Origin of the sequence: Algoriphagus aquatilis (assembly GCF_042657405.1) — a bacterium.
GTDB lineage: Bacteria > Bacteroidota > Bacteroidia > Cytophagales > Cyclobacteriaceae > Algoriphagus > Algoriphagus aquatilis.
In genome coordinates this window covers 262,796-287,731 of the sequence record NZ_JBHSKS010000003.1, presented here as the reverse complement: position 1 = coordinate 287,731, position 24,936 = coordinate 262,796, and the positions used below count along the sequence as shown (strand labels likewise).

The following is a 24,936-nucleotide window of genomic DNA, read 5'->3' as shown; positions in this document are numbered from 1 at the left end:
GGCAATCTTGACCTACCTTGCGAAAAATTTAATCCACCCATGCAATTGACTGAGGAATTAATAAAAAAATCACTCTCACGCGTTCAGGACCCTGATATCAAAAGGGATTTGGTCTCCTTGGGAATGATTCAATCCATTCATATCGAAGGCAAGACTGTAAGCTTCAAAGTTGTTTTGACCACCCCGGCTTGTCCACTAAAAGAGGTGATCAAAAACAACTGTATTGAGGCACTGGAAGAAGATTTTGGAAAAGACTGGAAGTGGGACATTTTTATGACTTCTCAAGTCACCACTGTACGTGATGCTGCGCCTATTCTTCCTGAGGTGAAAAATATTGTAGCGATTGCCTCCGGCAAAGGCGGGGTGGGAAAATCTACCACTTCGGTAAATCTTGCCGTTGCCCTTGCCCAACTTGGAGCAAAAGTGGGGTTGATCGATGCGGATATTTCAGGCCCCTCTATCCCCACTATGTTTAATGTGGAAGGCGAACAGCCCGCTGTGAAAAAAGTAGGTGAAAAGAATGTAATCATACCTGTCACTCAATACGGAGTGAAAATGATGTCTATTGGCTTTTTGACTCCTACAGACAGTGCTGTGGTTTGGAGAGGCCCAATGGCAAGTTCTGCATTGAGACAATTTATTTCAGATGTAGAATGGGGGGAACTGGATTATTTATTGATCGACCTTCCGCCAGGCACATCGGATATTCATTTGACCATGGTACAAACTGTCCCCGTGACCGGTGCCGTGATAGTAACTACACCACAAAAAGTGGCTTTAGCGGATGCCAATAAAGGATTGTCTATGTTTAGGCAGCCTCAAATTAATGTCCCCATCTTAGGTGTTATAGAAAATATGGCTTATTTTACGCCTGAAGAGCTACCTGAAAACAAATATTATTTATTTGGCAAAGAAGGCGGAAGAAAATTGGCTGAAAAGTACCAAGTTCCGTTTTTAGGTGAAGTTCCGATAATCCAGAGCATCAGAGAAAGTGGTGATACCGGATATCCGGCAGTATTGAAAAATGGACTGACTAAAGAGGCATACATGAACCTGGCTGAAGAAGTAGCCAGACAAATAGCTATCCGAAACGCGTCAATTGAAAAAACAGAAATAGTAGAAATAAAAGCATAAGACAACTCATGGAATCGGGATTGAGAGAGAAAATAGAATTTGCCTTAGACACCATCAGACCTTATTTGGAGGCGGACGGAGGCAATGTTCGAATAGTGGAACTAACTGATGATTATGTCCTGAAAATTGAAATGATGGGTAATTGTGGTTCATGTCCCATGTCTTCTATGACACTAAAAGCTGGTGTAGAAGAGGCAATCAAAAGAGCTATCCCGGAAATCACCCGAGTGGAAGCCGTGAATCTTTCCATGGCTTGATCAATTCAACTAGATGAAAAAAGGATTGAAAATTTTTAAAATATTCCCCCTTCTCGTAGGGGGAATATTTTATTGTTTGGGTGCATTTGGCCAATCAGTTAAACTTCAAGAGCTGGATAGTTCATTTGGAAATAATTCGGGCCACTCGCATCATGAAAAATGTGCGCACACCGTACTGGAATCCCAATTGGAAAAAGAATTGGGAGTATTTGGCACAAAAGCATTTTTTGAAGATTGGATGACTCGAAAGATTGAGTCGAAAAGGAGTATTCCACAGATTGCAAAAATTCAAGAAGGACCTCGGCTAATTCCTGTGGTCATCCATGTGATTCATACAGGAACGGCAGTCGGTGTAGGCACAAACATTCCCGATTCTCAGATACAAGAGCAAATCAGAATTCTGAATGAAGATTTCAGAAGAAAAAATGCAGACGCTAATCGGACACCTGCAGAATTTCTCCCGGTAGCTGCTGATGCAAATATTGAATTCGTCCTAGCGAAACAAGACCCAAACGGATTGCCAACTTCTGGTATAATACGACTCCAAGGCCCAAAGACAATTTATTCACCGGATGACGCCACTTTGATCGGGCAATTGTCCCAGTGGAATCCGGAAGAGTACATGAACATTTGGGTGGTTCCTTTGACCTCTCCATTCATTGGATATGCTTCCTTTCCTGTTTCAAACCTACCCGGTCTTAACTTCACCCCTTTTCCGGTCATTACGGATGGTGTAACCATCGATTATAGATTTTTTGGAATGGGAGGAAGTGCTACCACTGCTTCAAGGGGAAGAACCGCAACCCATGAGGTAGGTCACTACCTTGGTTTGAGACACATTTGGGGCGATGGAGGTTGTGGGGTGGATGATTTTGTGTTGGACACACCCGAGCAAGACGCCTCCAATACCATCTGTAATACCAATCCTACCAAATTCTCCTGCGGTAATAACAACATGATCCAAAATTACATGGACTATACTCCCGATCCATGTATGAATATTTTCACAAAAGGGCAGGTAGAACGATTTGATGTAGTACTAGCCAATAGCCCAAGAAGAGCAAGTTTGGTAAACAATAGGGCAACAAAAGAACCCGTTTTGGCTGACAGGGATTTATCATTGAGAAGAATTATTCAGCCTAGTGATGCCATCTGCGACCAGAACATTACCCCTTCGGTGGAAGTGCAAAACACGGGTACTTCACTAATTACTTCCGCCAGAATTGAGTTTAAGAGAAATGGACAATTGGTTGAAAGCAAAAGATTTGGGTTGAATCTCCAGACTGGCCAAACCGCTACTTTGTCTTTCTCTTCTATACTGGCCTCAGGAGACACCAATGAATTTCAGTTTACCATTGTACAGGTAAATGACGCGTCAGATCTCAATGCGGTAAACAATACCCAAATTTCAAAACCTATTCAGCAAGGTCAACTTTCGATTCCATTCACTTACAACCTTGCAACTTTCCCAGCCCAATGGATTGTCAGTAATCCTGACCAATCGCTCACTTGGGAAAAGACTTCGATTACTGTAGACGGCGTAGCTCAATCCGCCCTATACATGAGACATTATGAATACGAAGCTCAGGGCCAACTCGATTATTTGATTTCTCCTCAAATAGACCTTACTCAATTCCCCAATGCACAATTGGTATTCGAGGTAGCTCACGGACCATATAATCAGAATGGATTCCAGGATGAGTTAATGATAGCAGTGGCTCCGGAATGTTCGGCAGACTTTAACGTGGTATCTCCTCCTTATCAAAAAAGCGGTACCAGACTCCAAACTTCAACACCGACCTTGGATGAATTTATTCCTACCAGTGCATCTCAATTCCGTACCGAATTGGTTAACCTGAATAAATTCAAAGACCTCGGCAAGATCAGAATAGCTTTCATTTCAAAGAATGCCTACGGAAATAACTTCTACATCAAAAACATTCGAATCCTGCCTCAGGAACAATTCAAATATGAATTGAAAGTAGAAGGAGTCATTTCACCTACTCCAATCAGTACCGGAACCCATACAGAAGAAGTAGTACGAATTATCAATACAGGAAATCTTCCGGTAACTCGATTCCTATTTACCAGAAACACAAATAATTCTGGAAATAGGGTGTTTATAGGTTCTGGATCTTCCATAGCCCCTGGTGATACTGTGGATTTGAGCATCAATAAATCCACAGGCGAAGGCAAAAACAGCCTTCAGTTCGGCGTTTCTGAACCAAATTTTGATCAGAATGCACCCGCTGCACCTTTGCTCAGGAACTTCAATATTGAGAACCCAGGTAGAACAGAAGGACCTTGGAGGCAACAGTTTAATTCCAGTACGGACCTTTCTCCTTGGCTCACAATCAATCCTGAAAGCGACCAAACAGCTTGGCAAGTGACTCCGGTATCCTCCGCAACAGGAACAAACAATGTAGTCCGATTACAAGGAGGACAAAATGGTAATTCTTATTGGTTGGGAACCCCATCATTTGATCTGTCAGTCAGCAGACAGGCCAGTGTTTTCTTTGATGTTGCAGCGGGCGTAATGAACCCATCTACAACCCTCTATCTTTTGGCAAGTGCCAATGGAGGCACAGATTATGCTGTGGTATGGTCAGCTTCAGGTGCAAATTTGTCTACTGTAAATACGGGTGAAGCCAATCCAAATAATGCAGGGGATTACAAAAGAAAGTATGTCAATCTGACTGAATTTGCCGGCCAGGGAAAATCAACCATAAGATTAGCATTTGCATTGGATGTGGTAGGAACTCCCAATCCACCGGTGTACTTGGATAATCTCGAATTGTTCCTTAGTGCCAATCCCGAACCAGTGATTCCTGCTGAAGGCAATACGATTGTTTATCCAAATCCTGCTGCGGATTATTTCAATGTAGCCTTCAACCTGCCTAGAAGGGAAACGGTCACGATGCAAGTCATTTCATCCACAGGTGCACTCGTCCAGGAGTTGACTTTTCCAAATACCTTAAACCAAACCTACACATTCACCAGAGAGATGTTTAGCCCTGGCCTGTACATCTTAAAAATCAACAGTTCAACGCTTCAGGAAATCAAACGATTGGTGATCAATTAACCAAAATTAAAGCCGAGGCGCATGCTTCGGCTTATTTTTTGTCAAGGGTTTGTTCGGTTTTTGCCAACTTTGCAGCGGTTTGATAAAAATTACGGCTTATCTTAGCTTGAATCATTTTACTCGATGAATCCACTCTCTTACAATCTGAAAAAGATCTTAATCAACCTAGCCATCATCTTTGGGATTTCTATTTTCCTTGGATTTTTATTTTTGAAAGTTTACCTCCCTCTTTACACTAATCACGGCGAAACCGTATCCGTTCCTGATTTATCAGGATATACCTACGAAGAAGCAGTTGATCTTTTGGAATCCTCCAGCTTACAATATGAGGTCTCGCCAGATTCAGGATTCAGCACTGAACAACCAGCCTTGGGCATTTTAAAGCAAATACCAGCCGCCAATTCTCAAGTAAAAAGTGGCAGAAAAGTATACCTGACGCTCAATGCCAGAAACGCACCCATCATCAAAATGCCAAATATGGAGAATATGCTCTTGAAAAATGCCCAAGAGATGCTGTCCAACTTAGGCTTGGAGCGTGGCGACATCATTTATGTACCAGATATCGGGATCAATGTGGTGTTGGAACAACGGTACAAAGGAGTAACCATCCGAGAAGGATTTGAAGTGCCCAAAGGCTCAAAGATCGATCTGGTGGTCGGCGATGGCATGGGAAATCAAATGCTTTTGGTACCAAGCTTAATCGGTATGGATGAAGAGGATGCGGAATTTCTCATTTTGGGCTCAGGATTGAGAGTAGGCAGAAAAAACTACAACCGCACCGATTCAGCCTCTACAGGTAAAGTTTACCTCCAATCCCCTGCCTCCGGAGTAGAAGTCCGAACAGGTGAAGCAATTGATCTTTGGGTTGCTAAAAACTAATGATTTGAAAAGGCACTTTTTAATACTTGGCTGCTTACTTCTAACCTTGCTTGTGCAAAGTCAACAAGGCTTTGCTCAATTTGTAGAGTTTGGGCAAGTACATCGTGTACCTCAACCCAAATCAACTGAACAAGGATCCTCGGCACGAACCTCATTTATTCCAACAATCCCATTTTGGGATGATTTTTCTCAAGGGTTGGATACCCTAAAATGGAATGTTGAAGGAGTATCCTATACCGAAACCATTGGAATTCGTCCTCCTTCCTTAGGAATGGTTCTCTTTAATGGTGTGGATCAAAATGGCCGAGCTTATTCTCAACAAGTCAGGGATCAAGGAGAAAGTGATTACCTCAGCAGCAAGAAATTTGATCTCAGTTCCATTCCTTCCTCGGAAAGAAATTCTCTTTTTTTAAGCTTCTATTGGCAGGCTGGAGGAAATGCAGAACTGCCTGATGAAAATGACCGCCTTACGCTTCAAATCCTCGATCCGCAGGGTAATTGGTTGAACATCTGGTCAAAAAGTGGCGGAGATAATTTGGATCGCAACACATTCGTTCAGGAAATAATCCAAATCAAGCCCGAATGGCAGCATCAAGCATTTCAGTTTAGATTCTTTTCCAATGGCCGACAAAGCGGCCCCTTTGATTCCTGGCTTTTGGATTACGTGTACCTCAATACCAAAAGATCCCAGTCTAATCTGAGCTATCCTGATCGTTCCATCACCAAACCTAATGCTGTTCGCTTAGACGGATTTGGAGCTTATCCTTGGGAGTTGCTAGCCAAAAACCAGTCCGGTAAGTGGTCTACGGTACAAAATGAATTTTTGAATTTGGAAAACCGGTTCCGGGCAATGGAATATTCCATTACTGCAAAGGACAGTTCAGGCACAGTGTTGCTTTCAATAAATGCTAATACCCCTTTCAATCCAGTCCCGAATGCGTTGGAGCGCAGAACATTTTTAAGCAGGACTTTTTCAGAAATTAATCTTCCCGGCACTCCGTCCGACATTCTATTTGAGACCAAACTCACGACTGGAGACGGAATCTTATTTGAAGCCAATCAAGGTGATACGATCCGTTACACTTCAGTGGACTATCGTACCAATGATCAGGTCATCTCCAGATTCCCGATCAGAGATTTCTTTGCCTATGACCATGGATCTGCAGACTATGCGGCCGGAATCAATCAAAGATCAGGTCAATTGGCGGTGGCTTACACGACTCCAGAGCAGGTTTTTCTAAAAGGTGTTTCCATTTATTTCACCAATGCTATTCAGGCAAATCAAGCCATCGACTTGGTAGTGTGGTCCAAACTTGACCAAAAACCGATTTACTCCCAAGAAACCGTAATCCCTGCCAGAAACCCCGGAGAGGAATGGGTCTATTTCCCTTTGGAAAAACCAATTCAAGTCACAGGAGAATTTTTCGTGGGATTTACCCAGTTTACCAATGATTTTGTCCATATCGGTTTAGATAAAATCAATAACAAAGGCGAAAAAATACACTACAACGTCGGTGGCGGTTGGGTACAAAACAAAGAGGTCAAAGGTTCTTTGATGATTCGTCCGCATGTGACCCAATCCCTCCAAGGTGGAAACAATAGCCTTCCTGAAAGTTCCTACCGCTTATTCCCTAATCCAGTCACAGACGAACTCCAAGTCCATGGAGAGTTTAGTGATCTGACGGTAGTGGATTCATTTGGCAGAGAGATTTTATTACCCAGGGAACAAACCAAGCAAGGGGAAATCGTTAATTTTAGAGGCCAAAGACCGGGAGTCTATGTAGTGAACCTACTTACCCCATCCGGTCTCAAATCACTCAGAATTCTTGTAAAAAACTAATATGGAAGATATCACTGTAAGCGAACTGAAAGAAAGACTAGAGCGTGGAGAGAAGTTTCACTTCCTCGATGTACGTGAAGAATGGGAATACGAAGAAGACAACCTGGGTGCAGACAATATCCCGCTAGGCGAACTTCCCCATCGTCTTGCCGAATTGGAAACCATGAAGGAAGAAGAAATCGTGATTCATTGCCGTTCAGGTGCCAGAAGTGGAAATGCCAAAAAGTTTATGGAAACCAAAGGCTTTACCAAAGTCAGAAACGTACTAGGTGGGATCATGGCCTACCGAGCTCTTTAAATCACTCCAAGCCGGACTTCATTACTGGAGTCCGGTTTTTTTTATTTGAAAATAAACGGCTGGGGAGAGAAGCAGAGCACAAAAATTAAAATTGCTAGCCAGCCTAATACTTTTCGCTTCGTATCCAGCGTACAGGTATCCCCTACTTCGGGATGTTTTAAGCCCATGACTCTTCCCAACAAGAATCCAAAAAACAACCATCCTTCATAACCTTGCCAATTGGGTTGCCAAAAAACCAAGGCATATTGCGAGGCAGCCAAAGTCAAGGCTATGGCAAGCTTACTCTGCGATGTAAGGCCCGACTTGGCATAGCAGATGTATAAAAATCCCACATAGAGCGGAATTCGAATCATGGATTCTTCCACGGGTTGATCAGGGCTGATCATCCCCAATCCTGCGTAGCCTAGAAAGGCGGTAAAGGCAATCAGCGAAATCTGCTGATTCCATTTTGGAAACAAGCCAAATATCACATGCCCACCATCCAGCTGACCGATGGGAAGCAAATTGAGTGCAGTGAAAAACAAAGCCAAATATCCCGCAAAAAGAAAAGGATAATGAATCACTTCTGACATGGCAGGAAGTCGTTCTGGATCAGCAAAAACCTCTCCCAGAACCCAAAATAGCAAATTCCCTCCCAACTCAAAATCCAACACATCCTCTCCATACCCCTGAAAATTGGGATCGGCATATTCAGGATGAATCTGATAGATATACTCAGCAGGTGGTAAATGGGTAAATCCATAAATCAATACGCCCAAGGCCACCACAAACCCTGCCAGAGGACCTGCAATGCCGATATCAAAAAACTTAATTCGGCTATTGACAAAGCCTTTCATCCGGATAATCGCACCAAATGTCCCAATCGATGGTGCTCCAATAAATCCCAGCCAAGCTGGAATAAAGAAAGGAAGGGTACACCGAACCTTGTGATAGAGTGAGGTAAAAAAATGCCCCAACTCATGAACCAACAAAATTCCGATAAATGGGATCGAAAAGGCCATCGATTTGAAGAAGTACTCCCAAGTCAAGGCCGACTCACCGCTTGCCAAAACATGTTTGCCATATACCCACTCCCCGCCTGCCAGCGTGCTGGTAAGGATGGTAAGGACAAAAAGAAGAAAATGGATCGCGTATTCCTTTGGCTTATACATGGCTAAAAAAGTCAAGCAAAACCTGTGGACTTGTCACCTGAATAGCATGGATTCCCACTTTTCTAGCTCCCTCCACATTGGCCAAAAGGTCATCAAAAAAGAGTACACGGTCAGGTTTTGTCCCCAATTCGGCCACCATAGTCTCATAAATGGCTACATCTGGTTTGGCCAATCCCATCTCATGGCTGTAAAAGATTCGGTCAAAAAAAGGATCAAAACTATCCGCTTGGAATTCATTTCTTAAAAGTTCATATACACCTTCAATATGAATTTCATTCGTATTGCTGAGGACACCTACCTGATGGGTTTGCCGTAATTTTTTCACCAAATCCAATCGGTAAGGAGGAATTTTTCCAAGCAGGCTATTCCATAATTCATCCACTTCGGCATCACTCCATTCCTGCTCAAAGTAGCTTCTCACTTCATTTCGAAAAGTGGGAGAATCGATCCATCCTTTCTCATAAGCTTTATGAAAATCAGTCACATAAAATTGATCCACTCGGGAATGAAGTGGATCGGGCACCTTAGACTTGATCAGCCGGAAGGTATGTTGATAGTCTATATCAATAATCACGTTACCCAGATCAAAGATCAAAAAGTCAACATCGGATAGATTTTTCATTCGCAACGCAGGTTGTGTATATGAACTCAAATATGTAACATTGCAGTCCCAAAACCAAGGTAAAAGGCTCCCAAAGCCTCAAATTAAGGTTTTTCGGGCCCATAGCTCAGTCGGTTAGAGCATTTGACTCATAATCAAAGGGTCGCTGGTTCGAGCCCAGCTGGGCCCACTACTCCAAAGCCTTCAGATTGATTTCTGAGGGCTTTTTTTCGTTTTTTCAAGAGACGATCAAAAGCCTCATTTCTGTTTTGGATTTCATCCAATCTACTCCGACCTTTCGCACAGATCTAGTTGCTAATCCTTTTCCTATGAGGCATTTTCTATTCCTATTTTTTTTCTTGATTGGGGTACCTGCTTTTGCCCAAGTCACCAATTCCGGATTGATGAATACCAGTACCGGAGAGCAACTGGGCAATCTGAGTATTGGCGCTTACATCGACGCTTATTTTGGCTATGACTTTAGCCGCCCGGCTTCTGGCGATGTACCCTATTTTGTTTCGTCCAATAGGCATCATGAAGCCAACATCAATTTGGCTTTTTTGGATGTGAGATACACCTCAGATCGGGTTAGGGGGAGATTTGTACCCGGATTTGGCACTTACATGAATGCCAATTATGCCCATGAGAAAGGTTTTCTGAAAAATCTGGTAGAAGCATCCGTTGGCTATCGAATCAGCAAAACCAAAGACATTTGGATAGATTTTGGTGTTCTTGGATCACCCTATACCAATGAAAGCGCCATCAGTCGGGACCACCTGATGTACACCCGGAGCTTTGCTCCGGAATATGTCCCGTATTACCTCGCAGGAGCCAAGGTATCATTTCCTCTTTCTGAAAAGCTCAGCGCTTACTTGTATTTGCTCAATGGATGGCAGCAGATCCATGATCAAAATGCAGGGAAAGCCATCGGTACCCAATTGGAATTCAGACCGGACAGCAAAAACCTACTGAATTGGAATACCTACTTTGGAGACGAGAGATCAACCAACAAACCCAACGACCGCCTGAGGGCTTTTAGTGATATCTATTGGATTCACGACAGTGGAAGTTGGGATTTTACCAGCTGCCTCTATGGCGGGTATCAGAATAACCTGATCCATAATTTTAATAAGGAGGTTTTTTGGTGGCAGGCCAACTTTATTGCGAGGTATGCCTTTACAGAAAAAATCTCCCTCTCCGGGCGTATGGAATATTTTTCCGATCCCAATGCCATTCAGATCTCGCCAGAAACCTTACTCCCCAATTTCAGTGCGTTCAGCAACGGGCTTTGCCTCAACTTTTCCCCTACAACCAACCTGCTATGGAGGATGGAAGGCAGGTATTTTTATTCAAGTGATGCAGTATTTACAGATGCTAATCAAACCGCCAGTTCCAGAAAATTATGGATAGTCGGCAATGTTACCTTCTCTTTCTAAACTTTACCAGGTAGGATCCTTAGCCCAAGGGATTTACTGCTTTATTTAATTAATCACCGAAACTTAGAATCTCTTTTTCAGAAATTTCTCGAGGTCATTATTGGAGCCAAAAAGCACCAAAATCTCATTTTCCTTGAGGACCATTTCAGGTGTGGCAATACCATGAACCCGTTCCATGGTTTCACTTTTTCCTAACACACTTTTCACTTCCTCTTTTTTGATGGTAGTCAAGACGAGCAGGTTGAATTTTTGCCTAAAGCCTATTTCCTTAATCGATTTACCCACATATTCCTCTGGCACATTGGCCTCTATGATGCTAAACTCCTCGCTGAGCTCGAAAGAATCCACCACATTTTTGATGCAGAGCTTCTTTGCCATTCTTTCAGCAGTTTCTTCCTCCGGGTGAACGATTTCGTCTACGCCTAAGGCATGGAGAACTCGCTCATGAAGCGGATTGATCGCCCGGCTGATGAGTCGCTTGACTTGCTGGTTCTTAAATAATGCTGTAGCCATGATGTTAGCCCCCTGATCTTCTCCAATGGCTACGATTACCACATCGGTATCTTTTAAGGGAAGTCCAGTGACGGTAAACTCATCCATGGCGTTCATGCAGATCGTATGGGATATTTTCTCCTTATACTGATCCACTTTTTCCATACGGGAATCAATTCCAATTACTTCATTGCCTGAAGCAGTCAGTTTCATGGCCAGTGAGGAACCAAAATTTCCCAATCCTACAATGATATACTTCATAAGTTCTTTAAGTTTTCCCGATCAGTTAATGACTATCTCCTCTGCAGGATATCTGTAATTTTTATAACGCACCTTTTTGAATACGGCAATCAACAGCGAAAGCATACTGACTCGACCGATAAACATGACTACAGTCAGGATAAGCTTACTCATATCAGAAAGGCCGGCTGTAATCCCCAAGCTCAGACCGACGGTACTGAAGGCCGAAAAACATTCAAATCCGATCTGAATCAAACTTTTATCCTCGTCAAAAACCGAAATCAGTACGATCCCAAACCCGATCACAATCAGAGACAAGGATATCGTTGCAAAAGCCCTTCTCACTGAGATATCTGCAATTTCCCTTCGATACAATTCGATTTTGCTTTTCCCTCTTGCCAGGCTGATGATGTTCAACGTCGCAATAGCAAAGGTACTTGTCTTAATACCGCCCCCTGTGGAAGCCGGAGAAGCCCCAATCCACATCAAGAGAAAAATGATCATCGTCGTCGGAAAAAGCATGGCCGACATATCGATCGTGTTAAACCCGGCCGTCCTCGGCGTAGTTGCACCAAACAAAGCAGTCACGACTTTGCCAAATCCTCGGTGCTCAGACAGGGTATTGTGGTACTCCAAGGCAAAAAAAGCCAAAAAGCCTACCACAGTGATGCTGATCGTAGTAATCAGGGTAATGCGGCTATTTAGGTTGAGTACCCAAGGACGATAAGGAGCTCTAAATCTTCCAAAGGAAAGCAAGGTCCTCAATTTGTATCGAAGGAAGCGAATGATATTGTCCACGATTGGAAAACCAAGGCCTCCCAGCACAAAGGTCAAGATGATTACGATTTGCAGAAAATAATTAAATCGAAAGTCAAGTTCGTAGAGTCCATTGGGAAGTGTAGAGAAGCCCGCATTGCAAAAGGCAGATATGGCATGAAACACCGCGAAGAAAATCTTCCTCGACTCAGAAGGAAAAAAGGCCGAATCCAAACTGGAATAAATAAGAATTGCTGACACCAGCTCGATTCCAAAGGTGATCAAAAGGATGGACTTGATGGTGGAAAAAACCTCTCCCAACTTATTGGAATTGGTCATGTCACTGAGCGCTAATTGGTTTTCATAGGTGGAACCTCCCTTGAAAAAATAGCTGAAATAGCTGGCAAATGTCAGAATACCCAAGCCGCCAATTTGGATAAGCAGCAAGATTACTACCTGCCCAAAATCAGTAAAGTAACTCCCCGTATCCACTACAATCAGTCCGGTCACACAGACCGCACTCGTCGAGGTAAACAAAGCATCCACAAACGAAAGACCTCCCACGGTTGCTCTTGGAGTCATCAACAAAAAAGCTCCAAGCAAAATGATGAGGATAAAACTGGAAACGAACAGTTGCGCAGGATTCAAAACTGCTCTCTTGTAATTAAACCGAACTTCGGAGGCCTCCCTGATAAAGGTGGTCAACACGGCCAATTGCACCCAAATGGGGTTTTCCAAGATCAAATCTGTCTCAAAAGGCACACCTACAAACAGGTAAAGGTAAAACACCCACAGGGTAAAGGCGACCGACGCAAAATCAAAGATCAGCACGCTTCGTTTGGGTAAAATCTTCTTTGAAAAATACCTCAAAACAGTTGAAATCAACCCAAATCCCAATACCACGAAATAAAACCCGTCAAAAATATCCTGGTAGAAGGAGTTTTGGTTGAAACCAAAGTCTGCGATCAACGCAAACAAACCAAGAATACTCATCCCTAGGGCCAATCGGCTAAGCCATTTCATACCTAAAATCATTGACCAAATGTTCACTATCTCAAAATCATTTGCAATAAAAAGCGAGATTATTTGAAAACATGAATACACGCCAGCTAACCACTAGATAGGTCATTGGCTCTAAAGATTGCGAATATTCGTCGACTGACCACAGACGACAGTCCACAGCACCTCTAATCGGTCTTCAAACTTCATCTTATTGGGTAACTGGTAGAAAAGCGGATAATCATGAAAAGCTTAAACGGTAGAAAAAAATTTATTCTTCAAAAGCCTCCTTGGGCAAAAATGCAGTTCGAATGCGAGTGGATTTTTCACCCACTTCTGTCCAGGCAAAATACACCGTTTCTCCATGGAGTTCCAATTGGGGAAAACCGCTCTTTCGACTTGGGTCTATTGCAGTGATGGACAAAGGAGTACCCATATTCCCGTCTCGATCCACTCGGGCAGCTCTCAGAAAGGTTTGTTCCCCTCTCGTCTCCATCCAAGAAACGATCCCGGAGCGATCGTCCAAAAGGGCCACATCTACCCTGCCGATAATCCCCGCGGAATCCAACGAAATGGGAGTAGAGAACGTAGCCCCTGCATCTCCTGAAAAAGCAAACTTAACCTTGGGAGCAGCACCTGCTGCAGTAAACCAACCCACCAATACCGTATTTCCCTTGGCAGCCACTCTGGGTCCATTGACAGGACAACCTGCAATCTCCCATCCATCGGGGTGGATCACGCTCGGCTCAGTCCATTTACCCTCGACGAGTCGCGTGATGGCGATGTCCCGGATTTCCTTGTCTGATCGATTACGGTAGACGACTACAGGGCCCAACGCCGTCAAGGCACTGCTTGTCTGACAACAATCACAGGTTTTGGCGTCGAGCAACTCATCCCAAAGAACCCGACCATCTTGACTTACTTCAGCCGCACGAATACTCATGGCACCTGTGCCATGGCCCGAATGATCGTGGCTGCTTCCGCCGGTATTGCGACCGTCCAGCCAGGAAACAAGGAAAGAGGAATCTGTATAAGCTATCGCAGACACAAAGCCATGCTCCGTTTGGGTTGCGTCTGTATGTAAGGGAAGGCCATTGATCCAGCCGGTTTGCCCTTTCGGCAATACACTAAGCTTGACATCGTAGGAAAAGGTCGCAGGTGCAGATTTTTGTAGAATATGACTCAGCAAACTCCCCTGGTTTTCTACGATAGTTGGAAAATCAGCCCAATTCACAAACCAATTTTTACCTTGGGTGATCGGTTCGGGTTGGGTCCATGCCCCATCCTTCAGGCGTGCATAGGAGAGCACTGCCAGGGAATCAGAAGGTTTACTCACCCAGGAAATCAACAAGTCCGAACCCGAAAAAAGGACAGGAAGAGAGGCTCCCTCACCTGCGGCAAATTCCAATTCCTTCACTGCATAGACTTTTGGCTTTTCCTGAGCACAGGAAGCCAAAACAAGGGAAATCCAAACCATCAAAGCGACCTTTCTCATGGCTTTTCGGCGACAAGTTGATCGATGGAGGCAACTTCAGCCCACTTAAGCTGGCCGGCATGTCGGTAGACTTCCTTCCCGTCTTTGTCCAAAATAATCGTGGTCGGCAATGCATAAATTTCAAAATCTGCCAAAGCGCCCGACCTCATCCGGATCAACTCCAATCCGGTTTGATGCTTCTTTTGAAAGGCTTCGATCTGATCCAACTCCTCATCCGTAGCAAGTAAAAACTCCACCTTATCCGTGTCTAATCGAGGCAGGGCATTTTTCAATTCGGGAAATTCCGCCAGGCAGGGTTTGCACCAAGTCGCCCAAAAATGCAGCACCGTCCATTGATTATTTTGTGGATGGAGTGCAATTTCCTCACCCGCCACGTTTTCAAAAGATACCGCAGGTTGATTTCTGTTGCTGACAGATTCAGCAGAAAGTTCCGTCACGGCAGGTTCAGTTGAAGGAGATTTGCAGGAAAAATGCAGGAATCCCAAACCCATCCAAAGAACAAGGGAAAAGGTAAACCTTTGGGAAAAGGGGAAATTTATAAGCGTAGGGGTAATCATTGGGTGTATAGTTGCGCTGAAAATAGCAGATTAAAGTCGATATGGCAAAAAAGGAAGGCTTTCTGTTCATCAAGAAGATTCCCTGATAAGGTATTGTGTCTAGCGTCTACCTCAAATGCTATGAGAATTAACAGAAAATAGATTTTTAAATTAGAATGGAGTTCGACTCCCATGAGCGCATCGATTTCGGGAGATTGAACTTGAGGAAAAGGGAATTACATCCCGGCAGCTGCACGGGATCCAAGGGATAGAATTGGGCTAAAGCCCCATGAAACAAAAATCCTCAGGTTTGAATGGGCTAACCCCACATTCCAATTCAAAATAGAAGCTCCCTAAATTTGAATTGCCTCCTGCTTCAGCTGGGGAATATTGAATTGCCTCCTGCTTCAGATGGGGAATATTGAATTACCTCCTGCTTTAGCTGGAGGCAAAGGATCAATCACCCTAGCTCCCGGGCTTTAGCCCAATCCTAAGGAAAGCTTTAGGAAAATGGAATTACATCCCGACAGCTGTACGGGATCTAGAAAAATATAAAAGCTTAGATGCAATCTACGCTTAGTCAAACGCTTAGTCTACGCTCAGATAGGGATTTCGAGGTAAAAACTACAAAAGATATTTTTCATCAAATTCAATATCATGTTCTTTCAAAAGCGCCTTGTATTCATCCAAAAATAAAACTTTCCGATGATGCTCTTCTTGATTTTTGATATAATTGATCAATCGGCCTTTTTCCTTAATCGACTCTGAAAAAGCGCCATAACCATCCTGCCATCCCTTAAATTTTGGGAATAGGCTTTCGCTTTTTATAAAGTCATCAGCGGCCAACTTAATGTCTTTGATTAAAGAGGAGACGGAAATAGTGGGATGGAGATGGGTTAAAATATGCAAGTTATCTTCAACCCCATTGATGCGATAGAGATGGCAGTTTTTATTAGTCAGAAGCTGGTGGAGGTAGGCAAAAAGACGTTTTTTTTGATCAGATACGATGGTTGGTTCCCGGTATTTGGTAGAGAAAACAAAATGATACAAAAGTTGGGTATGAGTTGCCATAACAGGTTGATTTTGTGCAAAAAATGATGGATTAAAAATCGTGAATTAATTCAAAACTGGCAAGGATGAAATGAGTTCGACCCTTTCAGGGTCGGGAAATCCATTGACTATATATCATTTTTTCCACGGGTTGCACCCGCGGCTATTCAGAGGTTTGACCCCATTCGGGGTCAGAAATCGAAAAAATATCAATTTGGGATAAAGACCACGTAGTGGTCGAACCTCTGAATAGCCCTAGGTGGGGTCGGTGAGCGTAGCCGAACCGCAACCTAGGGAAAATGAATGATGATTTGTTTGGTTTTGGCAACCCCGAATGGGGTTGAACTTGTGTGTAAAGAAATTCCGACAGCTGTTGGGGATCCAAGGGATAGAATTGGGCTAAAGCCACAAACCTATTCAAGGTAAGGCTCCGAAGGAGTCAGATTTTTCATAACCACGGGTGGCAGCCCGTGGTAGAGAGGGACTTCATTCATGAGCCACGGAGTGGTGATATTTTTTAATGGAAAATCACCCCTAAAGGGCTCTGGAGTGGACTTTGTACGTCCCCCCCGGCTCCCTACAGTCGCCGAGGGTTATGAAAATGGATGAACCTTCGGATCTTTTTCCAAAAAAAAATACACCTGAGAATACCTTTTCACATGCTTAGTCCACTGCCAACATCCTACTCCCACTTGGAGCGATTCTTTTTGAAAACTATACGTTGCACCAATTCAGCCTCCTATATTGACTAAACTTTGCTTTTTCAGAATCTCCTTCTTATCTTTTACTACAGTTTTTTTACTGGTTTAATTTATTGTTTTACAAAACTCAAATTTTTATGGAAAACAGACTTTCCATCCAGATCCCGACAGCGGATCTCGCCGCGGCAAAAGCCGCACTCCAGCAGGTGCAGAGCATTTTGGCACCTTACGTGATCGCCCTCACTCCCGAGCAGCGGAAGACCATTCCGAAGATGAGTGACGGCACGGAACCTTTCGTCGCAAAGGTTATCGAGTACGCAGCAGATGCGCCCCAGTTTCTTCCTCCTTTTGTGGACAGGCAGGAGTTTGACAAGGACTGGCAGGCCATCAGCGGATTGCTACCCCTACTGAGACTGTGTACCCAGATCGAGGACACGCTGAGCGACACCACCATGATGGCAGGATCCGAGGCCTATGTCAGCGCGCTGAGCTACTACAACTCGGTCAAGCAAGCCGCCAAAGTCAATGCGCCGGATGCCAAGGCCATCTACGAAGACCTGCGAAAGCGGTTTGAGCGGAAGGCCCGATCCGGCAATGAGTCCCCAGAGTAGCATACATGAGTAAGTTGCTTACATCTCTCCTAGCTAAGCCGAACCTTTGGGTTCGGCTTTCTTTTTGGAGGACAGGGTAAGTCCAAGCGCGGAGCAAAAAGGTGCAAGCTTGGGCTAAAAAGAGCCAAGTTTCAACCATAAAGACGGAAGCTTGAAGCAAAAAGACTTAAGCGTGGAGCAAAAAGACTCAAGCTTCGAGCAAAACGACGGAAGCTTGAAGCAAAAAGGTCCAAGCTTCGAGCAAAAGAGCGGAAGCTTGAAGCAAATAGACTCAAGCGGCGAGCAAAAAAGTGGAACGTCGGAGCAAAAAGGTCCAAGTGTAAAGCAAAAAGATCCAAAGATGGGGTACCGAAGTGGAGGGGGGTACTTCGGAAGTCCCCCCTCCCGTCATTGCGAGCGCTGACGAAGCAATCTCCAACTCAAACGCCCAATCGAAGCAATATCCAAAGATAGAATTGGGCTAAAGCCCCATGACACAAAAATCCTCAGGTTTGAATGGGCTAACCCCACATTCCAATTCAAAATAGAAGAACCCTAGATTTGAATTGCATCCTGCTTCAGATCGGGAAAATTGAATTACCTCCTGCTTAAGATGGGGAAATATTGAATTGCCTCCTGCTTTAGCTGGAGGCAAAGGATCAATCACCCTAGTTTCCGGGCTTCAGCCCAATCCTAAGGATAGCTTTAGGAAAATGGAATTACATCTCGACAGCTATACGGGACCCAGAAAAATAAAAAAGCGTAGATGCAATCTACGCTTAGACAAAGATTCTACTCCCAGATGGGAGGGAAAGCATTGAAAAAGAATAAACAGATATTTTTCTAATTGGATAAAAACAAATAATATTGGGAACTTTTAAAATTCAGGCAAATGAACGATTATTTAGAAATTCTAAGGGAGTTATCACTTTTTTTTAAGTTAGAATCTAAGTCGAAATTTAGGAAGGCAGTTGCATTGGAAGATGCCATAAAGACTTTAAAATCGATTGAGCAATCCTACAATGCCTTTGTAGAAGCAGAATATTTCCGGATCAATACTCAAAATGAAAAGAAGAAATACAATAAGATAAAGGAAGCCTTAGTCAAGGAAAATCAACTATTGATTGTAGATCTAAAATTTGAAAGCTTAGGAATAAATATCGCACCAGACACGATAAACACTTCGTTTCAAATACCTAATATAAAAAACAATATTGCCTGGAAAAAAAACATTTATTCTGATTTTATATCGACTGTGATTGAATCAGATTACACAAATGAAAATTTTTTAAATAAAGTCACAGAAAAATATGATTCAGACCAGAGATTTAAAATTTTTAATCCAATAATAAAAGGAATTATCTTAAATGAAGATGCAAAATTTTATTATTCAAGAAATAAAAATAAATTAAAAAAGATTTCAGAGATCTCCAATACGACAATAGAAAGATTAATTTCAAACAAAGAAACTTTTAAAAGAAATCCGGATATAATTGAAACAAAAACCTCTTTAGCTTTAGTAGAATTAAAGGGAGAAAAAATCAAACCAAAAGTCCTTCAATTATTTGAAAGTATAGAAAGACCAATTATAAAACTGGAAGAAATTGATTTTGAAATAAAAAGATACAAATTATCCCATCCTATTTATTGTGAAATTGAAATAACGCAAGATGGAGTACTTTTACAAAATGAAGATTTAGGAATATTCGTTTTTGAAGATTCTTTAGAAAATGCAAAACAAGAATTCTCTAAAGAGTTTGATTTTATATACAATCGTTATAATGAAATTGAAGACGAAAAATTGACTTCTGATGTTTTAAATATAAAAAAATTGTTAAATATAATTGTTTAAAATAATGGCTGTAGTCGATGGTAAAAAAGCTTTAAAGGCTCTTTTAAAAAAAGGTTTTAAGGAAACCGAAAATAAATCTGAAGATCATAAAAGAGTTGAATTTTGGTATAATGGTAAGTTAACCAGAGCTAGAACAAAGTTTAGTCATAATAATCAAGATCTAAATGACTCATTAATTTCATTAGTCTCAAAACAAATATGTTTATCAAAGCAAGAATTTATTAAATTTGTCGATTGTTCTATTTCTGAAGAGAAGTATATTGAAATTTTAAGAAAGAAAGAACTACTTTAAAACTAGGGTTTATTTTATTTTATAATGTACCAGAATCTTAATCTTCTCCTCAGTCAGGCAAAATAATTCATAAGCAAGGATGTGGGTTTTTCTTTAACAATTTTAATGATATCTTGGAGCTAATGATTTATTTGAGTTCACTAACATTCAATGTCTTCCAATTCAAAAATTTTCGATAATCTAGAAATGCATAACTCCTATAATCCTCATAATTGGTCAAGAAACCAAATGTTGTTGAAATTTTAGGAAAATGAAATTCATTTTCATATTTACTCATACACAAGTTAAATAAACCAGTAACCTTTTCTAAAAGAAGTTTACAGTCTTTTAATTCATTTTTGGAAAAGCCTTTAAAATTTAATGGGCCAAACTCTTGATTTCGGTCACTATGTGCTAATTTTTTATGTCGATAATCCTTAATCTTCTTAAATAAATTTGATTCTGATATTTCATTAAGTTCTTTATTTATACTGTCATGGCTTGATTTATAGTCATTACCTATAGATTCCAGTACTTGTATATTTAATCTATACAAACTAGCATAATTTGCTTCTTTTGAAATATTTCGCGCTTCTAATAATTTACATATTTCAAGTACAAACATATAATGGAGCGTAAATTGGTAAAATTTTATTGTATCAGAATTGCAAACACAATTATTTCCTTTCTCTTTTTGCTCAGCAATTATTATTAATTCTGTTAAAGACCTATGGCATAAATTCAAAGCCATTAAACAATACTCTTTGCTTTTTGGTAATTCTTTCACCCCTCACCCCCTTCCACAATCTTCCTCTCCTCTTCTGTCAAGCCATACAATTCAAATACAAGATCATCAATTTCCTTTTCTAGTATTTTCGTATCAGAGTTATTGTTGACTTTTTTGAGTTCTAAAATCTTATTAATTTTTTGTTCTATTTCATTTTCAATTCTTGGATCAGGGGTTTCTGGCAAAGGAAATGGATTCAAGTAATTTGTTTTAAATGTTCTGGCATCTCCTTGAAGTGTATCACCTGTTAATTTAAGAAACCACCATAATAATTTTGAATTGGCAAGCGCCAATAAATATTCATAACTCTCTGTTGCATCTTCATTTTTAACCCAACTATACGCTTTAGTAGTATGGTATAAATTTGAATTATTTAGAGTCACGTTCGGATGAATAGAACAAATCTCCATAGATGTCAACTTTAGCTGTTCAAATTTATTTAGGTTTTTTGGATAGATGTAAGCATACCAATGCTTCATTTTTCCTGCTTTACCACTTTCTCTAGATTTAAAATCTTTTTCATGGTCTATTAAATAGTTATATGTCAATGGATAGTTTTCGCGAAGTTCTATAATATCTACTATCTCTGCTGATTCATTTGTTATTCGATATGGAAAGAAAACAAATTTATTTGTATTTAAACTAGAGTATCTTTGAACATCCTTCCCCATTAAAAAAGGCTTGAAGAATTCTCTCTCTAAATCATAGCTTTTTCCTGATAATGGAACAATTATTTTAAAGGACACATTATCAATGCAATCTACTACATATAAGTCATCCTTACTTGTTGCAAGACCTTGAAATATTCCTTCTAATACTGATTCCAATTTTTTAGAGTCTTGATATATTTTGGAAAACAATTGAATACCTAGACTATTGTCAAATAAAATCCATTGATTACCTCCATATAACCTAGAAGCTATTTCAATCTGTTCGTAAGTAATAAAACCAAACGAATTACTTTGGTTCATCAATGTTTGAAAATCTGATTTATAAGAAAATCGCCGAAACCAAAAACCTTCACTAGGGTTCTTACTGAATTGAGCTACACAGGTATAGGTATCTGCATCCTCAAATATCATGTTTGCACCAAAGTGAGCAATCTTGTCTATGTACTTTCCTTCCCTCAAGTAGTCTCTGAAAACTTCCGCCGAAGCTGAATTGAAGAATTTATGTGGAAAAATGTAGGAATTAAAAGAACTTGAGGAGGAAATATTTACTGCTAATTCAAAGAAAATATTAGCTAAATCATAGGCTGCCCTAGCATTTTGGTAGGTTGACTCATAATATGCCTTTTGAAGGGGTTGGGTCTTTTGAATTTCTTGAACTCGCATATAGGGCGGATTCCCTATCACCACATCAAACCCTACAAATTCACCTGATTCATTAAGTACCTCAGGGAATTCGAAGCGCCATTCAAATGCATTTTCGAAGATTTTATTATTAAGAATATCAGCTTTTTCTTTTTCAAGTTCTGATTGTTTTTCAAGAGCTTTTTCTAATTCTTTATTAAGGGATTGGGGAATTTTTTCTCCCCATTGTTGCATAGTATTTATTTGAGTTAAAAGCTTTGTTACTAATGCCCTTGCCTTTGAGATTTTCTCTTTAAATCCATCATCGACATTCGATTTAAAGTTCTCCTTAATTTGTTTCAATATTAATTCAAGTCCACGCTTATGATCTTTATTACTAGCGTTTCTATACTCAGTTACAAATCCCCTGTATTCATTAATCGAATATTTAATGCTTTTTAATGCCTGACTTAGGTCGGCATCGAGGGCGAAGCGGGACACAAGGGAGTTGCCGCACTTGATGTTGATGTCGATGTTGGGGAGGGTTTCTAATTCCCTCACCCCTGCCCCCTCTCCCAAAGGAGAGGGGAAACGGCCACCCCCGGCTCCTCTTCCTATGGAGAGGAGGGTAAGCCTCTCTCCCTGAGGGAGAGAGGTTTGGAGAGAGGGATTTTTATAATACGCCGATTTCAACAGCTCTATCCAGAGTCGGAGTCGGCAGATCTTGACCGAGTTGGGGTTGATATCGACTCCGAAGAGGCAGTTTTCGATGATGGTCTGCTTCTCGTGAAAGAGGGTCTCTTGGATGCGCTGACTTTCGGGATTGTTGGGATTGTAATCAAAGAGCTCTCCGTCCTCGTCAGTGACTACCAGTTCATCATTGACCACGGCGACGCTATATTCCTTCAGTCGCTTGCCGCTTCGGTCCTGTAGGATGCGAAGGTCGTTTTTGACCGCAATGATTTCATTGAGTGCCGATACTAGGAAGTGACCAGAACCCACTGCAGGATCACAAATTTTAAGGGAATTGATCAGGGCATTGGCTTCGGCATAAGAAAACTTACCTCCCGGTCCAATTAGGTCATAGAGATCATCGAAGTTTTCTAACTCCCTCAACCCTGTATCTTCTCCCAAAGGAGACGAGAAATTGCCAGCTCGGGCTTCTTGGTTAGAAAGGCCCTCACCCCCAGCCCCTCTCCCAGAGGAGAGGGGGGATTGGTGATCGGTACATTGACGAATAGTTTCAAGCACTTTTTCAGTTTCCCAAAGGACTTCGTCATTACTGAATCGAATGATTTTGATTCCAAACTCTTCTAATTCGTAGGTTCTTCCTTCGTCATATTCTTTTTGGTCAGGAGCTAAATGGTAGTCACCATCCAATTCAACCCCTAATCGCAATTCATCACAGAAAAAATCGATGATGTATTTCTGAGCTACGGGATGTTGTCTCCTGAACTTATATCCCAAGAACCTTCTATTTCGAAGAAGATTCCACAAAAACTCCTCTGCAGGAGTTTGATTTTTCCTCATCTCTCGAGCATGTTCGAGAAGTTCTGGGCTTATTTTCTGGCCCTGCAGTTCAATTCGGGGTTGTTCCCCTCTCCTCGAGGGAGAGGGGTTAGGGGTGAGGGTGTTTAGGGCTTCGTTAAACTTCTGCACCACGGCTCGACGGATCGTCTCTCGGCACATGTACATCGTGATAAAGCCCGGTGTAAAGAAGCTACCGTCTTTGTAGCCGTTGATCTTTTCGAAAATCAGGCCGAGCACAGAGGCATTGATCAGGGTCTTGTTTTCCTCCTGAATCTCTTCCGATCCTTCCGAACTGAAATCATACGCATCCAGAAAGCGGAAAAAGTATTCGAGGGTATTGAGTTCCCCTGAGCGTTTTTTGCCTGAACTGTCCTTGAGTACCGTGCCACTGTGAAGCGGAATGGTGCGGTCATCTTTGAGGTTGGAGATATAGAGTGTCTTATACTCCATCTCAGTGGCCTCAAAAAGGGAACTATTGAGGTATGGCACCTGCGCAAACTTAGCTTGGAGGTCTTCTTCCCTGTCTTGCAGCTGCTTGGCCAAAACGCCAAAGAAGAGGCTGTTTAGCTCATCGTAATCGGAGATTTTGCCTGAAGACAGAAATCCAAAATCACGGTTTCCTTTATTGTAGCTGATCAATTGGGCCTCCAAAAGCTTCAGAAACAGAATACGATTGACCCAAGTAATGCAAAGTTCGAGGCCTACTGCAAACAGGCGATCATCTTCGGTATCGCCATATTGAGAGGGGCGATCGAGGCGAGAGACAAGGTCGAGGGTTTTGAGCTGATTGATGGTATTTTCTAACAGTGAACCCGGTAAACGGTCTTCTTTCTTAGGTCTTCCGATGATCTTTTTGCCTCCGTCTTTCTTTTCCTCCAGTCCGATAAGGTGCAGGAGTTCGGCATAGAAGCGCTTATCGAGGCTATTGGAATCGTTGGCAAAAGGAAGCTTGAGCAAGTGCTCAGGTGAAAGCAACTTGAATAAGGCAATCAGTTTGGCATCGTCAGCTTTATCCGCATTGCGGAGCGGCTTGTCGTATTCCCTGAAATCAAAGAAGGTAAACGGGATTTTGTCTTTAGCCTTTTCCAGTTCGGGTTCGGCGACGTTTTTATAAAAGAAATCTGTCTTGGTATCAGCCAATCTACCTGCTTCAAACTCTTCAAAGTCTCGTACCAGCTTTTTGTTTTGCGCAAACAGTCGGTCAAAATGCAGGGCATCGACAATGTACCACTCGTAGATATTGGTCACTACGAGGTGTCGGACGGAGTTGTTTTTATGGGTAATCCGCTCTCTGAGGTAGTAGAGAATCAATTCCTGAAATGCCTTGGAATTGAGATTGCCTTTGGAAGGCATCTCTGTTTTGTTGGTGGGCTTTTTGGCTTCGATGATAACTCCAACCTCGGTATTGGCTTTTGGACCATTGTGGATGACCAAGTCATTTCTGCCTTTGGTATTGATAAAGTGATTGGGATCATACCAGGTCTTTTTGAGGAAGTCAGAAACGAGGTTTTTATGAAACTCTTCAGACTCCTTGTCATTGGACTGATCTAAAAGTGCGATGAGGTGATTTTTAAACCGCTCAATGTCGCTGCGATTGGGTTTTACTTTGAGGTAAGCCGGATTGAGGGCTTTTCTAGGTTTGATAAGTTGCTGGTCGGTCATTTAAA

20 protein-coding genes and 1 tRNA gene are annotated in these 24,936 nt (G+C 42.0%); 12 read left to right on the top strand and 9 right to left on the bottom strand.

The window, feature by feature from the left end; genetic code table 11:
• The first annotated feature begins 39 nt into the window (after positions 1-39).
• The 6 genes from ACFPIK_RS05625 to ACFPIK_RS05600 all read left to right on the top strand — a co-directional run bounded on the left by ACFPIK_RS05625 (position 40) and on the right by ACFPIK_RS05600 (position 7,490).
• The gene (locus tag ACFPIK_RS05625) at positions 40-1,134 is read left to right on the top strand and encodes an Mrp/NBP35 family ATP-binding protein (RefSeq protein ID WP_377913094.1); all 1,095 of its coding nucleotides are present in this window, start codon (positions 40-42) and stop codon (positions 1,132-1,134) included.
• Positions 1,135-1,142: 8 nt separating this feature from the next.
• On the top strand, positions 1,143-1,391 hold the full coding sequence (locus tag ACFPIK_RS05620; RefSeq protein ID WP_377913093.1) for a NifU family protein: 249 nt from the start codon (positions 1,143-1,145) through the stop codon (positions 1,389-1,391).
• Positions 1,392-1,404: 13 nt separating this feature from the next.
• Positions 1,405-4,473 carry a M43 family zinc metalloprotease gene (locus tag ACFPIK_RS05615; protein ID WP_377913091.1) on the top strand — a complete coding sequence of 1,023 codons (3,069 nt, stop codon included), beginning with the start codon at positions 1,405-1,407 and terminating at the stop codon, positions 4,471-4,473.
• A gap of 123 nt (positions 4,474-4,596) precedes the next feature.
• Complete coding sequence (locus ACFPIK_RS05610) at positions 4,597-5,352, top strand: PASTA domain-containing protein (protein ID WP_377913089.1); 756 nt, start codon at positions 4,597-4,599, stop codon at positions 5,350-5,352.
• Between the two features lie 52 nt (positions 5,353-5,404).
• Entirely contained in the window at positions 5,405-7,192 is a 1,788-nt protein-coding gene (locus tag ACFPIK_RS05605; RefSeq protein WP_377913087.1) for a T9SS type A sorting domain-containing protein, read from the top strand.
• Position 7,193: 1 nt separating this feature from the next.
• Positions 7,194-7,490, top strand: coding sequence for a rhodanese-like domain-containing protein (locus ACFPIK_RS05600; RefSeq protein WP_377913086.1), 297 nt, complete (start codon positions 7,194-7,196; stop codon positions 7,488-7,490).
• A 41-nt stretch (positions 7,491-7,531) separates the two neighbouring features.
• On the opposite strand, the gene ACFPIK_RS05595 is transcribed toward ACFPIK_RS05600, so the two are convergent.
• Together ACFPIK_RS05595 and ACFPIK_RS05590 are read right to left on the bottom strand one after the other, a co-directional pair.
• Complete coding sequence (locus tag ACFPIK_RS05595) at positions 7,532-8,641, bottom strand: site-2 protease family protein (protein WP_377913084.1); 1,110 nt, start codon at positions 8,639-8,641, stop codon at positions 7,532-7,534.
• Positions 8,634-9,263: an HAD family hydrolase gene (locus ACFPIK_RS05590; RefSeq protein WP_377913082.1), complete on the bottom strand. Its 630-nt coding sequence runs from the start codon at positions 9,261-9,263 to the stop codon at positions 8,634-8,636. The genes ACFPIK_RS05595 and ACFPIK_RS05590 overlap by 8 nt, the downstream gene beginning before the upstream one ends.
• Before the next feature lie 95 nt (positions 9,264-9,358).
• Here ACFPIK_RS05590 and ACFPIK_RS05585 point away from each other — a divergent pair.
• Together ACFPIK_RS05585 and ACFPIK_RS05580 are read left to right on the top strand one after the other, a co-directional pair.
• Positions 9,359-9,432 (top strand) — tRNA-Ile (locus ACFPIK_RS05585).
• A gap of 139 nt (positions 9,433-9,571) precedes the next feature.
• Entirely contained in the window at positions 9,572-10,678 is a 1,107-nt protein-coding gene (locus tag ACFPIK_RS05580; protein WP_377913080.1) for an outer membrane beta-barrel protein, read from the top strand.
• Between the two features lie 63 nt (positions 10,679-10,741).
• On the opposite strand, the gene ACFPIK_RS05575 is transcribed toward ACFPIK_RS05580, so the two are convergent.
• From ACFPIK_RS05575 to tnpA, 5 genes are all read right to left on the bottom strand, one after another.
• Positions 10,742-11,431 (bottom strand): potassium channel family protein, encoded by a 690-nt coding sequence (locus ACFPIK_RS05575; protein WP_377913078.1) that lies wholly within the window; start codon positions 11,429-11,431, stop codon positions 10,742-10,744.
• Positions 11,432-11,452: 21 nt separating this feature from the next.
• Entirely contained in the window at positions 11,453-13,189 is a 1,737-nt protein-coding gene (locus tag ACFPIK_RS05570) for a TrkH family potassium uptake protein (protein ID WP_377913076.1), read from the bottom strand.
• 247 nt (positions 13,190-13,436) lie between these two features.
• A complete protein-coding gene (locus ACFPIK_RS05565) occupies positions 13,437-14,660 on the bottom strand; it encodes a hypothetical protein (protein WP_377913074.1) in 1,224 nt (407 codons plus the stop codon).
• Positions 14,657-15,217 (bottom strand): TlpA family protein disulfide reductase, encoded by a 561-nt coding sequence (locus ACFPIK_RS05560; RefSeq protein ID WP_377913072.1) that lies wholly within the window; start codon positions 15,215-15,217, stop codon positions 14,657-14,659. The genes ACFPIK_RS05565 and ACFPIK_RS05560 overlap by 4 nt, the downstream gene beginning before the upstream one ends.
• Positions 15,218-15,820: 603 nt before the next feature.
• Positions 15,821-16,267, bottom strand: a complete 447-nt coding sequence (tnpA, locus tag ACFPIK_RS05555; RefSeq protein ID WP_377913070.1) for an IS200/IS605 family transposase — start codon at positions 16,265-16,267, stop codon at positions 15,821-15,823.
• Positions 16,268-17,084: 817 nt separating this feature from the next.
• Between tnpA and ACFPIK_RS05550 the strand changes: the two genes are divergently transcribed.
• The 4 genes from ACFPIK_RS05550 to ACFPIK_RS05535 all read left to right on the top strand — a co-directional run bounded on the left by ACFPIK_RS05550 (position 17,085) and on the right by ACFPIK_RS05535 (position 19,681).
• Positions 17,085-17,558 (top strand): hypothetical protein, encoded by a 474-nt coding sequence (locus ACFPIK_RS05550; protein ID WP_377913068.1) that lies wholly within the window; start codon positions 17,085-17,087, stop codon positions 17,556-17,558.
• A 151-nt stretch (positions 17,559-17,709) separates the two neighbouring features.
• A complete protein-coding gene (locus ACFPIK_RS05545) occupies positions 17,710-17,961 on the top strand; it encodes a hypothetical protein (RefSeq protein ID WP_377913066.1) in 252 nt (83 codons plus the stop codon).
• Positions 17,962-18,429: 468 nt separating this feature from the next.
• Positions 18,430-19,389, top strand: coding sequence for a hypothetical protein (locus ACFPIK_RS05540; protein WP_377913064.1), 960 nt, complete (start codon positions 18,430-18,432; stop codon positions 19,387-19,389).
• Positions 19,390-19,393: 4 nt separating this feature from the next.
• Positions 19,394-19,681: a hypothetical protein gene (locus tag ACFPIK_RS05535; RefSeq protein ID WP_377913063.1), complete on the top strand. Its 288-nt coding sequence runs from the start codon at positions 19,394-19,396 to the stop codon at positions 19,679-19,681.
• A 127-nt stretch (positions 19,682-19,808) separates the two neighbouring features.
• Here ACFPIK_RS05535 and ACFPIK_RS05530 read toward each other — a convergent pair whose 3' ends face one another.
• Together ACFPIK_RS05530 and ACFPIK_RS05525 are read right to left on the bottom strand one after the other, a co-directional pair.
• Positions 19,809-20,411, bottom strand: coding sequence for an AbiU2 domain-containing protein (locus tag ACFPIK_RS05530; protein ID WP_377913061.1), 603 nt, complete (start codon positions 20,409-20,411; stop codon positions 19,809-19,811).
• A gap of 32 nt (positions 20,412-20,443) precedes the next feature.
• Positions 20,444-24,931, bottom strand: coding sequence for a DUF7149 domain-containing protein (locus tag ACFPIK_RS05525; protein WP_377913059.1), 4,488 nt, complete (start codon positions 24,929-24,931; stop codon positions 20,444-20,446).
• Positions 24,932-24,936 lie beyond the last annotated feature (5 nt).

Bases quoted from the DNA above. Each gene is read 5' to 3' on its own strand.
- ACFPIK_RS05540 (WP_377913064.1), top strand. From the start codon at position 18,430: ATGAACGATTATTTAGAAATTCTAAGGGAGTTATCACTTTTTTTTAAG.
- ACFPIK_RS05530 (WP_377913061.1), bottom strand. From the start codon at position 20,411: ATGGCTTTGAATTTATGCCATAGGTCTTTAACAGAATTAATAATAATT.
- ACFPIK_RS05590 (WP_377913082.1), bottom strand. From the start codon at position 9,263: ATGAAAAATCTATCCGATGTTGACTTTTTGATCTTTGATCTGGGTAAC.
- ACFPIK_RS05560 (WP_377913072.1), bottom strand. From the start codon at position 15,217: ATGATTACCCCTACGCTTATAAATTTCCCCTTTTCCCAAAGGTTTACC.
- ACFPIK_RS05525 (WP_377913059.1), bottom strand. From the start codon at position 24,931: ATGACCGACCAGCAACTTATCAAACCTAGAAAAGCCCTCAATCCGGCT.
- ACFPIK_RS05620 (WP_377913093.1), top strand. From the start codon at position 1,143: ATGGAATCGGGATTGAGAGAGAAAATAGAATTTGCCTTAGACACCATC.
- ACFPIK_RS05565 (WP_377913074.1), bottom strand. From the start codon at position 14,660: ATGAGAAAGGTCGCTTTGATGGTTTGGATTTCCCTTGTTTTGGCTTCC.
- ACFPIK_RS05600 (WP_377913086.1), top strand. From the start codon at position 7,194: ATGGAAGATATCACTGTAAGCGAACTGAAAGAAAGACTAGAGCGTGGA.
- ACFPIK_RS05595 (WP_377913084.1), bottom strand. From the start codon at position 8,641: ATGTATAAGCCAAAGGAATACGCGATCCATTTTCTTCTTTTTGTCCTT.
- ACFPIK_RS05550 (WP_377913068.1), top strand. From the start codon at position 17,085: ATGGAAAACAGACTTTCCATCCAGATCCCGACAGCGGATCTCGCCGCG.
- ACFPIK_RS05625 (WP_377913094.1), top strand. From the start codon at position 40: ATGCAATTGACTGAGGAATTAATAAAAAAATCACTCTCACGCGTTCAG.
- ACFPIK_RS05570 (WP_377913076.1), bottom strand. From the start codon at position 13,189: ATGAAATGGCTTAGCCGATTGGCCCTAGGGATGAGTATTCTTGGTTTG.
- tnpA (WP_377913070.1), bottom strand. From the start codon at position 16,267: ATGGCAACTCATACCCAACTTTTGTATCATTTTGTTTTCTCTACCAAA.
- ACFPIK_RS05615 (WP_377913091.1), top strand. From the start codon at position 1,405: ATGAAAAAAGGATTGAAAATTTTTAAAATATTCCCCCTTCTCGTAGGG.
- ACFPIK_RS05535 (WP_377913063.1), top strand. From the start codon at position 19,394: ATGGCTGTAGTCGATGGTAAAAAAGCTTTAAAGGCTCTTTTAAAAAAA.
- ACFPIK_RS05610 (WP_377913089.1), top strand. From the start codon at position 4,597: ATGAATCCACTCTCTTACAATCTGAAAAAGATCTTAATCAACCTAGCC.
- ACFPIK_RS05580 (WP_377913080.1), top strand. From the start codon at position 9,572: ATGAGGCATTTTCTATTCCTATTTTTTTTCTTGATTGGGGTACCTGCT.
- ACFPIK_RS05575 (WP_377913078.1), bottom strand. From the start codon at position 11,431: ATGAAGTATATCATTGTAGGATTGGGAAATTTTGGTTCCTCACTGGCC.